This is a genomic window from Tropicimonas sp., from assembly GCF_047971885.1.
GTDB lineage: Bacteria > Pseudomonadota > Alphaproteobacteria > Rhodobacterales > Rhodobacteraceae > Tropicimonas.
In genome coordinates, this window is record NZ_JBKEAE010000091.1 from 19504 (window position 1) to 30381 (window position 10878).

8 protein-coding genes are annotated in these 10878 nt (G+C 64.8%); 2 read left to right on the forward strand and 6 right to left on the reverse strand.

Annotated features, from left to right (window positions below; translation table 11 throughout):
- Positions 1-10: 10 nt before the first annotated feature.
- The 4 genes from prfB to ACK5IR_RS08595 all read right to left on the reverse strand — a co-directional run bounded on the left by prfB (position 11) and on the right by ACK5IR_RS08595 (position 6307).
- A complete protein-coding gene (prfB, locus tag ACK5IR_RS08580) occupies positions 11-1138 on the reverse strand; it encodes a peptide chain release factor 2 (protein ID WP_416927899.1) in 1128 nt (375 codons plus the stop codon).
- 80 nt (positions 1139-1218) lie between these two features.
- Positions 1219-3744, reverse strand: coding sequence for a penicillin-binding protein 1A (locus tag ACK5IR_RS08585; protein ID WP_416927902.1), 2526 nt, complete (start codon positions 3742-3744; stop codon positions 1219-1221).
- Between the two features lie 179 nt (positions 3745-3923).
- The gene (locus ACK5IR_RS08590; protein ID WP_416927904.1) at positions 3924-5099 is read right to left on the reverse strand and encodes an AMIN domain-containing protein; all 1176 of its coding nucleotides are present in this window, start codon (positions 5097-5099) and stop codon (positions 3924-3926) included.
- Between the two features lie 68 nt (positions 5100-5167).
- On the reverse strand, positions 5168-6307 hold the full coding sequence (locus ACK5IR_RS08595; RefSeq protein ID WP_416927906.1) for a pyridoxal phosphate-dependent aminotransferase: 1140 nt from the start codon (positions 6305-6307) through the stop codon (positions 5168-5170).
- A 185-nt stretch (positions 6308-6492) separates the two neighbouring features.
- On the opposite strand from ACK5IR_RS08595, the gene ACK5IR_RS08600 reads away from it, so the two are divergent.
- Positions 6493-7242: a DsbA family protein gene (locus tag ACK5IR_RS08600; protein ID WP_416927908.1), complete on the forward strand. Its 750-nt coding sequence runs from the start codon at positions 6493-6495 to the stop codon at positions 7240-7242.
- Between the two features lie 120 nt (positions 7243-7362).
- Positions 7363-8256 carry an FHA domain-containing protein gene (locus ACK5IR_RS08605; RefSeq protein ID WP_416927910.1) on the forward strand — a complete coding sequence of 298 codons (894 nt, stop codon included), beginning with the start codon at positions 7363-7365 and terminating at the stop codon, positions 8254-8256.
- A gap of 37 nt (positions 8257-8293) precedes the next feature.
- Here ACK5IR_RS08605 and ispG read toward each other — a convergent pair whose 3' ends face one another.
- Both ispG and ACK5IR_RS08615 read right to left on the reverse strand, forming a co-directional pair.
- Positions 8294-9415 carry a flavodoxin-dependent (E)-4-hydroxy-3-methylbut-2-enyl-diphosphate synthase gene (gene ispG, locus ACK5IR_RS08610; protein WP_416927912.1) on the reverse strand — a complete coding sequence of 374 codons (1122 nt, stop codon included), beginning with the start codon at positions 9413-9415 and terminating at the stop codon, positions 8294-8296.
- A 76-nt stretch (positions 9416-9491) separates the two neighbouring features.
- Complete coding sequence (locus ACK5IR_RS08615) at positions 9492-10811, reverse strand: helix-turn-helix domain-containing protein (protein ID WP_416927914.1); 1320 nt, start codon at positions 10809-10811, stop codon at positions 9492-9494.
- Positions 10812-10878 lie beyond the last annotated feature (67 nt).

Here is a 10878-nt window from a genome sequence, read left to right on the forward strand (position 1 = left end):
GCGCGAAAATTCAGCTTTCGGCCTGCGCCTCGCTGCGCGACTTGCCGGCCACATCCATCGCCAGCGTCGCCGCCATCAACCCGTCGAGATCGCCGTCGAGCACGCCCTGCGTGTCCGAGGTCTCGTAATTGGTGCGCAGGTCCTTCACCATCTGATAGGGTTGCAGGACGTAGGAGCGGATCTGGTTGCCCCAGCCGGCATCGCCCTTGGCCTCGTGCGCCTCGGTGATGGCGGCGTTCCGCCGGTCGAGTTCCATCTGGTAGAGGCGCGATTTCAGCGCCTTCATCGCGATATCGCGGTTCTGGTGCTGCGACTTCTCGGAGGAGGTCACCACAATTCCCGTCGGGATATGGGTGATCCGCACGGCAGAATCGGTGGTGTTGACATGCTGCCCGCCCGCCCCTGACGAACGGTAGGAATCGATGCGGATGTCCGACGGGTTCACCTCGATCTCGATATCGTCGTCCACCACCGGATAGACCCATACCGAACTGAACGAGGTGTGCCGCCGCGCCGAACTGTCATAGGGCGAGATCCGAACCAGCCGGTGCACGCCGCTTTCCGATTTCAGCCAGCCATAGGCGTTGTGGCCCGAAATCTTGTAGGTTGCCGACTTGATCCCCGCCTCCTCGCCGGCGCTTTCGGACTGCAATTCGACATTGTAGCCCTTTTTCTCGGCCCAGCGGACATACATCCGCGCCAGCATCGCCGCCCAGTCGCAGCTTTCGGTTCCGCCGGCGCCCGAGTTGATTTCAAGGAAGGTGTCGTTTCCGTCCGCCTCACCGTCCAGCAGTGCCTCGATCTCCTTTTTCGCCGCCCTTTCGGCCAACGTTCTGAGCGCCGCTTCGGCCTCGGCGACAACCTCGGCGTCGTCCTCTATCTCGCCCAGTTCGATCAGGTCGACATTGTCGTCCAGTTCACGCCGGATGCCATCGAAGGTCGCGATGGAGTCGACCAGCGCCTGCCGGTCGCGCATCAGCTTCTGCGCCTTGTCCGGATCGTCCCAGAGCGAAGGATCCTCGACCCGCGCGTTGAACTCTTCAAGGCGGTGCCCCGCGGTGTCGATATCCATCCGCTGGCCCAGCAGCTTCAGCGACTTACGGATCGATTCGACAATGTTCTGTGTCTCGGCGCGCATCGCAACCTCCTGTCAGAAAAGCCTCATAGCGCGCGCCATGCACAGGAGCAAGCGAACGCCCGTCAGCGCGCGGGCTCCGCCTAATAGAGCCCGCCCGAAGACAGCGAGCCAAAGCTTGCCTTGGGCGCGATGGTCACCGTCTTGCCCGACGAGGTGGTGACGGTGCGTTCGTCGCCCGACGCATCCTCGCCCCTGGCATAGAGCGGTACGTTGGCGCCCATCTCGAAACCGCCGTCGATGACCATGGCCACACCGAGGAACGGGTCCTCGCCGTCGCGGAAGTACTCGGCCACAACGTTGTCGCCCGACGCGTCGTCGCCCAGCCGGGCACCGCTGTAGCGGTCGATCCTGACGAAATGGCCACCCGGCGGCACGGCAAATTCGCCGCCGCCGTATTCGGCGATGGCTTCCCTCATGAACCGGGCAAAGACCGGCCCGCACAGCGCGCCGCCGGTTGCGCTGTTGCCCAGCGGTCGCGGCTGGTCATAGCCGATATAGCAACCGGCAGCGATATTCGAGGTGAATCCGACGAACCACGCATCCTTGGAATCGTTGGTGGTTCCCGTCTTGCCCGCCACCGGCACGCCGAGATTCGCCGCGCCGACCGTGCCGGCCGCCGTGCCGCGCTCGACCACGCCACGCATCATCGAGGTAAGCTGATAGGCCGTCACCGCGTCGATGGCGCGCTGCCTGTCCGACACGATGCGCGGCGAGACGCCCGGCGCCAGCGTGGCCAGATAACAGTCGACGCAAAGGCGATGATCGTGCTTGTAGACGGTACCACCCCAGCGATCCTGCACGCGGTCGACCAGGGTGGGTTCGACCCGCTGGCCACCGTTGGCGAACATCGAATAGGCCGAGACCATCTTGTAGAGCGTCGTCTCCTGCGCCCCGAGCGCATTGGGCAGATAGAGCCCCATACGGTCGTAGATGCCGAAATCCTCGGCATAGGAGGCGACGGTCTGCATGCCGATTTCCTGCGCCAGACGCACCGTCATCAGGTTCCGTGACCGTTCGATCCCGGTGCGCAGCGGGGTCGGGCCATAGAACTTGTCGGAGTAGTTCTTGGGCCGCCAGACACCCGAGGAATTGCGGATCTCGATCGGCGCGTCGACGACGATGGTCGCCGGCGTGTAGCCCGAATCGAGCGCCGCGGCATAGACGAACGGCTTGAAGGCCGAACCGGGCTGCCGGGTCGCCTGGGTGGCGCGGTTGAAGACCGAAGCCTGATAGGAAAAACCGCCCTGCATCGCCAGCACGCGCCCGGTGTTCACATCCATCGCCATGAAGGCGCCCTGAATGCGCGGCACCTGCCGAAGGGTCCAGCGGATGAAGCTGCCGTCGGCATCGTTGGTCATCCGGCGGACATGTACAATGTCACCAGAAGCGAAATTGGCGGCGAAATCGCCGCGCATCCATTTGATATCCTCGCGCGGGACGACAACGGGCTCATCCACCCCTTCGGCGCCCAGCGTCATCGACTGGTCGGCTATCTCCAGCACCACCGCCGGATGCCAGTAGCCGTTCAGGTGGATATCGCGGGCGATATCGCTTTCGGCCAGCGCGGCGCGCCATGCGCCCTCGTCCACGAGCGCCCCGGCAGGAACCTGCTTGCGGCTCTTGTGCCACACGCCCTGGGCGCGGTCGTAGTCCTCGAGCGCCTTTTGCAGCGATGCCGCCGCTTCCGCCTGAAGATCGTGATCGACGGTGGCGCGGATCGCCAGACCACCGCCGAAAAACTCGTCCTCGCCGAAATCGTCCGATAGCTGCCGCCGAATTTCGTCGGTGAAGTAATCCCGCGGCGGCAGCGATTGCCGGAATGACGGGTAATCGCCGTTCTGCACCGTGCGCAGCGGCTTGTCGCGTTCGGCCTCGTAGGCGGCACGATCAAGATAGCCGTTCTCGTACATCTCGCGCAGCACATAGTTGCGCCGGTCGAGCGATTTTTCCTTCTCGCGCACCGGGTGCAGGTGCGACGGCGCCTGCGGCAGGGCGGCAAGATAGGCGGCCTCGTTCGGCTCCAGTTCGCCGAGCGTCTTGTTGAAGTAGCTCTGCGCCGCCGCCGCAACGCCATAGGAATTGGCGCCGAGAAAAATCTCGTTGAGGTAAAGCTCGAGGATCTTGTCCTTGCTCAACGCCTGTTCGACCCGCGCGGCAAGGATGATTTCCTTCATCTTGCGCTCGACCGAACGGTCGGAAGACAGAAGGAAGTTCTTCATCACCTGCTGGGTGATGGTCGAGGCGCCGCGCAGCCGCCCGCCCTGCGCCGCATCGAGCGCCGCCTTGGCGATCCCCAGCGGATCGTACCCCTTGTGGGTATAGAAATGCTTGTCCTCGGCCGAAATGAACGCCTCTTTCACCAGATCGGGGATATCCTCGGCCGGCACGAACAGCCGCCGTTCGACGGCGAATTCGTCGATGATCTCTCCCTCTCCGGAATAGACCCGGCTGATCGTCTTGGGGGTGTAGCGCGCCAGTTCCTCGTGATCGGGCAACCCGCGGCTGTACATCCAGACAACGCCACCGGCCAGCAGCGCGACGAACAGAAGGCCGGTAACGATGAGGGTAAAGATGCCCCCGAAAAAGCGGAAGAACGCGCGAAGCATAAAGGTTCCTGTCGATGTTGAGCGGGTTATACGCAAGCCACCCCGAGTGGTCAAAAACAACCGGCCTGCCCGACGGCATGTTATCGCCGCCCCGCGCATCACGATTGCGTGGCCGAACCAATCCGTTCCGGTCGCGCCAGCCGGCTGCCCGACCCGCGAAGAATGGTGTCACCAATGCATCAACGGTGTGCGCGATCCTCTTCCGCCCAGGTCCGCAAGCCGGCGACGATGGCCGCCACGGCTTGCGATTGCCAGTCGGATTCCCGGGGACCTGCCTCTTTCCCGGCATCGGGCGGAAAGCCCAGTTCGATCAGGACGGACGGAACCTCGGCCACCATCGGCACGGAATAGGACAGATGCGCCCGCGCATGTCTGCTTGTGTCGATCCCCTCCTGCCGGAACCCTTCGGCCAGCGCCTCGGCCAGCGCGTCGCTGCGCGGCACGGTATCGGCGCGGGCAATCGACATCAGAAGCTCCGCGACGCCATCGCCCCCCCGGCCCTGGCCGGCTTCGCTCGGATCGACCGGCACACCGGGCGCGGCAAAACCGTCGCTTTCCGACAGGATGCACACTTCGTGACGCCCCCCGGCTTCATCCCCGGACGGATGGGAGCGCAGCGAAAGCAACACCACCGAACCGGTGCTGTGCAGGGAATCAAGTCGGCTGCGGAGCGAAACGTCGATGTCGTGATCGCCGGTGCTCATCACCTCGGTCCCGTCGATCCCGCCGAGCGCTTCGCGCAGCCTGCCGGCGAACCCGAACACCGGATCGGGATTCTGCGTATCGTCGTGCGCCGCATCCGTATCGGCCCCGGGGTCGATCACCACCCGCAACGGCCCTTCGGCCTGCGGCAGCGCGGCGGCGCCATCGGTGCCGGCCGGTGGATAGGAATGCGCCGCGCCGATGTTGGAGCGGGCGGAAAATACCGCTGGATCGACCTTGCGCAGTGCCAGTTCGATACGGGCGCTTCCATCATCCGCGCCGGTTCGCGTGTCAGCTGTGTCGATGGCAAAGGGACCGGTCAGGTCAATCACCAGCCGCGACCAGCCGGCCTGAATCGTTCCCCGCCGCACCGCGCCAACGGCCTCGGCAAAACCCAGATCGACGGTTTGCAGCGGCTCCATGTCCAGATCGCGGAAATCCAGCACCAGACGCGGCGGATCGTCCAGCGTTGCCACCCTGTAGGGCACCGGCTCGCTGAGGGTCAGGATCAGATCGAAACCATCGTCCCTGCCTTTGATCGCCGACCGTTCGGTATCCAGTATGGCGACGGCAAAGGGCTCTTCCGCCCGGGCTCCGCCCGTAAACGCGAGCATCAGGGCGGCCAGTGCCGCAAGACAGAGATTACGCAGCATCTGACCGACTCTGTTGGGCGTCCGGGCAACCATAACTCCATGGAACGGGGAATAAAATGGCGCGATCGTTACCCCCGGCCAAGAAAACGGGCAAGCCGGCCGAGCCCCTCGACGATATCGTCGGTCGCACGCGCGTAGGAGAAGCGCAACATCCGGTGGCCGCGATGCGGGTCGAAATCCAGCCCCGGCGTGACCGCAACACCGGCATGACGCAGGATTTCGGCCGCGAAAGCACGGCTGTCGCCGGTCAGATCGCCCACGTCGGCATAGATATAGAACGCTCCGTCCGGCGGCGCGATACGCGTGATCCCTGCTGCCGGAAGCCCTTCGAGCATCAGCCTGCGGTTTTTGGAATAAACGGCGACATTGGCCTGAAGCTCGGCATCGCAATCCATCGCCGCCAGCGCGGCAACCTGGCTGACATGCGGCGCGCAGATGAACAGGTTCTGGGCGAGGCGTTCATACCGGCGCACCGCGGCTTCGGGCACCACCATCCAGCCGATGCGCCAGCCGGTCATCGAAAAATACTTCGAGAACGAGTTGATGACACACACATCGTCGCTGATCTCGAGCGCGCTGACCGCGCGGCGCCCGTACTGGATACCGTGATAGATCTCGTCCGAGACGAAGGCCGCCCCGATGTCGGCCGCCCGGCCGATCAGCGCCGCCATCGCGTCACGGTCGAGCATCGTGCCCGAGGGGTTTGCCGGCGACGCGACGATCAGCCCGGCCAGATCGTCCGGAACTTCCGCCGGAACGGGCTGCAGACGGTTTTCCATCCGTGTCGGGATACCAACCGGTTGCAGGCTCAGCGCCCTGAGAATCTGGCGGTACGAGGGATATCCCGGCTCGCCCAGCCCCACCCTGTCACCGGCATCGAACAGTGCGGTGAAGGCCAGAATGAACGCCCCCGACGACCCGGGTGTGACAATCACCCGCTCGGGGTTGAGCTGCACGCCGTACCAGTCGGCGTAAAGTCCGGCGATCCTTTCGCGAAGCGCCGGCAACCCCAACGCCACGGTGTAGCCCAGCGGATCACCCGCCATGGCGCGGGCGAGCGCGGCGCGCGCGCCTGCCGGCGCCGGTGTGCCGGGCTGGCCAACCTCCATATGGACAATGTGCCGGCCGTCCGCTTCGGCCCGGCGCGCCGCCTCCATCACGTCCATCACGATAAAGGGATCGACCTCGCCGCGTCTTGATACCCGCATGGCGACCTCCGTAAAGTACCACCCGACGGCATATCCCAGCCGCGCCGGGCCAGGTCAATCCCGCCACGCGGCCGGCAATCCGCCGCACCCGCGCCCTTGATACCCTTCCCCGGCTTGAAGACGGCGGTGGGGCATGCGAAACGCCCCACGGGCCCCGGCCCGGTACAAACGAGAAGGAAACTCTCATGAAAGCCCTCCCCCTTGCCGGCCTTCTGGCCTTCGGGCTTGCGTTGCCCGCCGTCGCGCTCGATCTCGGCAAACTCAGCGATTCCGAGCGGCAGGCCTTTCGCGCCGAGGTGCGGGCCTATCTGATGGACAACCCCGAGGTGCTGATGGAGGCGATCCAGGTCCTGGAGCAGCGCCAGGCCGAAGGGCAGATCGCCGCCGATGTGGAACTGGTCAATGCCTATTCGGGTGACCTGTTCGAAAGCGGACACGACTGGATCGGCGGCAATCCGGATGGCGATGTGACCATCGTCGAATTCGTCGACTATCGCTGCGGTTACTGCCGCAAGGCCTTTCCCGAGCTTGAGAAACTGGTGGAAACGGACGGCAATATCCGGCTGATTCTCAAGGAGTTTCCGATTCTCGGCGAGCAGTCGCTCGAATCGTCCCGCTTTGCGCTTGCGGTGCGGGAAATTGCCGGCGACCGGGCCTACAAGGAGGCGCACGATGCGCTCATCGCCTTCCGCGGCGATGTGGACGAGGCGGGCGTGCAGACGCTGGCCGATCGGCTCGGTCTCGACGGCGAAGCGATTGTTGCGGCGATGGAATCGCCGGAAATCGACGCGATCATCGCCGAGAATCACGCACTGGGCCAGCGGATGCAGATTTCGGGCACCCCGACCTTCGTCGTCGGTGGCCAGCTTCTGCGCGGCTACCTGCCCTACGAGGACATGCAGCAGGTCGTGGATCAGGAACGCAGCGGCGGCTGAGGCGGAATCGGCCGAATCTCTGCTGCGGCAGCCGCTTTCGGTCTGGTCAATCTGGATTACCGCTCGAAAATCTGTGAAGCTCTCGGGACCTGCACGGCAGGATCAGGACGGGACAGGACCATGAGCGTCATTGGCACGGCGGTGATCGCGGACATTACCGGAAGCACCGCGCTGTACGAAGGTGTGGGTACGCAGCTTGCCTTTCGCAAGATTCAGGCCCTGTTGGCCCGCCTCAGGCACAACGCGGCCGAACATGGCGGAGAGTTCATTCATTCCCGCGGCGATGACATCCTCGCCTTCTTCGACGATCCGGAAGCGGCATTCGCCGCGGCCCGGAGCATGGTTTCGAACATGCCGGAGGACCTGCTCGCCGTTCATGCCGGGCTTTCCTGGGGCAGCATGCTGCGGGTTCCGGGCGATCTGCACGGCCGGCCCGTCAACAAGGCCGCCCGGCTCGCATCGCTTGCCAAACCGCACGAGGTGCTGGTCGCCACAAGCTGCTACGAGCACCTGGGCCCGGCGGCGCGCGAATTCCTGCGCAGTGTCGATACCCTGCAACTCAAGGGTGTCCCCAAGGGCAGCGCGGTCTATTCCTTCGTCGCCGAAGACCCGATGGAGCGGACGCAGCTCAGCTTTGTCCGGCGCACGAAAGCCCCCAGCGGCCTGAGCATAACGCTCTGGCACGAGGGGAAAAGCATCGAACTGACCGAGGCGCGCGACGTGACGGTCGGGCGATCCGACGACAATGATATCGTCGTCTCGGAGCCCTGGGTTTCCCGGGCACATGCGACCATTTCGGTTGCCAACGGACTGGTGGAGTTTCGCGACCACAGCACGGGCGGCAGCTTCCTGACGCTTTCCGACGGCTCAGAAACCGTTGTCCGGCGATCCTCCGCCACACTGGTGGGCAGCGGCGAGATATCGCTCGGCGCGCCACAGGGTCAGGCGGGGCCGGCGGTTCTGTCGTTCACGGTGGCGAAAGACGACCCGACGCACGAAGATTGCGATCTCTGAGCCGGGCCGCAACCGCCTGTTGACAAAATAACCGGGTTTATTCAGCGGCCTTGTCTGCCGCCTCGATCTCGGCTGCCCTGCGCTCGACCTGCTCGACGATATGGTCGATCATCTGCGCGTTCGACATCTTGTGGCTTTGCCTGCCGGCCAGATAGACCATGCCGCTGCCGGCCCCGCCGCCGGTAAAACCGACATCGGTCATCAGCGCCTCGCCCGGTCCGTTCACCACGCAACCGATGATCGACAGGCTCATCGGCGTGTGGATATGGGCCAGCCGCTCTTCGAGCGCCTCGACCGTCGCGATCACATCGAACCCCTGCCGTGCACAGGACGGACACGAGATGATGTTGACGCCACGATGGCGCAACCCCAGCGATTTCAGAATCTCGAAGCCGACCTTCACCTCCTCGACCGGATCGGCCGACAGGCTGACACGGAGCGTGTCGCCGATCCCCATCCAGAGCAGATTTCCCAACCCGATGGCAGATTTCACCGTGCCCGAGGTCAGCCCGCCCGCCTCGGTAATGCCGAGATGGATCGGCGCATCGGTCTGTTCGGCCAGTTGCTGATAGGCCGCCGCCGCCATGAACACGTCCGACGCCTTCACGCTGATCTTGAACTCGTGGAAATCATGGTCCTGAAGGATGCGGATATGGCCCAGGCCACTTTCGACCATCGCATCGGGGCACGGTTCGCCGTATTTTTCCAGAAGGTGCTTTTCGAGGCTTCCGGCATTGACCCCGATGCGGATCGAACAGCCGTGATCGCGGGCGGCGGCGATCACCTCGCGCACGCGGCCCGCATCGCCGATATTGCCCGGGTTGATCCGCAGGCAGGCCGCGCCCGATTCCGCCGCTTCGATGGCACGCCTATAGTGGAAATGAATGTCGGCGACGATCGGCACGGGGCTTTCGGCAACGATCTCCTTCAGCGCCCGTGCGCTTGCCTGATCGGGGGTCGAGATGCGCACGATATCGGCCCCCGCCTCGGCCGCCGCCTGCACCTGGGCCAGAGTCGCAGCCACGTCGGTTGTGATGGTGTTGGTCATTGTCTGGACCGAGATCGGCGCATCGCCGCCGATCCTGACCGGCCCGACCGAGATCTGACGGCTGGCGCGACGGTAGATGTTCCGCCAGGGACGCACGTGATTGATGGCCATCGCCAGACCTCCGGAGGTTCGATCCCGCATTATCTAGAGGCGGCGCCAGTCGGGGGCAAGTAACCCCGCGCAGCGGTTACTCCGCAGTCGGGTCGGCTGCGCCCGGGGTGGGTTCGGGGTAAAGCGCTGCCTGCGCCACCGCGACGGCCTTTTCCGCATCGCTTCCGGCCACCGGATCGGCCAGCGCGAACCGTTCGGTCAGCGCGGCGGAGCCAAGCGCGATCTTGTCGACCACCTGCCCGTTTCCGCCCGCCGGACCATAGGTCTGGCCGTTCACCGCGAAATAGACCGCCCCACCGGCACCGGTCCGCAGGGTCGGCGGTTCTTCGGTCTGCGGCACCACATAGGTATCGCCGGGATCGAGGATCTTTTCCAGCAGGACCGAACCGTCGGGCGCCTTTACCCGCACCCAGGCCGGGCGCACCGCGACCAGAACGACCTCGGGCACATCTTCGGTCACCCGCGGCGCGACGGCCCGGTCCGGCAGCGATGCGGCCGCATCGACAGCCGAAGCGATCGCAACCGGATCGACACCCGCAGCGGGCCCGAAGGGCAGGCCCGTCACCATCCTGTCGCCGCCCTGCCCGCCCGTGCCGGGCGCCGAATAACCGGCCAGCGTTCCGACAACGCCGGGGTCGAGCGCCGCGATAGGTCCGTCGCGTGCCTCCATCACCGGCACTTCAAGCGTCTGGGGACGGTAGAGACGGTCGAGCGATTCAGACGCCGAGGGGCCGATACCCGCAATTTCAAGCACGTCCTCCTCCGTCTCCGGGCGCTCGACGCCGGCCAGCGGATCGACGGTGGCAATCGTCGCCGGCGCGCGTTCGACCGGCGTAACCTGCACGCGCTGGATCTCCTGAAGAACTGACCAGCCACCATAGCCCACCGCGCCGATCAGCGCCAGCAGAACGAATGTCGAGCCGATCGCGCGCGGTTCGATCCGCGAAAAGGCGCTCGCCTCCCTCGGCGCGAAGGATACGCGCGGCGAAACGAAAGGGTCGGCACTCTCGGGTTTCCGGGGAGGCACCTTGCGAAAGACCGGCTTGTTGGATGTGGGGGGAGACGACAGTTTCGACGCGGTTGAGGCGGAAATGAAATCCGCCTCCCGGCAAAAGGTCTCGAACGCCCATTCCGGATCGAGCCCGAGATAGCGCGAATAGGACCGGACGTATCCGGCGACGAAACCGGGCGTTTCGAACGCCGCCGCATCCGCGTTTTCGATGGCCGCGATGAATGACGCCTTGATCCGCAACTCGCGCTGAACATCAAGCAACGACTTGCCCATCGTCGCGCGCTCGCCGCGCATGATGTCACCGAGCCGAAGTTCAAAATCATCAAACCCCTTGGGAGGGGTATATTCGGTTTCGGCCTCGGGCGGCTCGCGGCGCCCAATCATCTGCCCAATCCTCGACTGCGTCAGCTTCCTGTCCCCACAGAAAGGCGATTCGACGAACCGCTCTTGT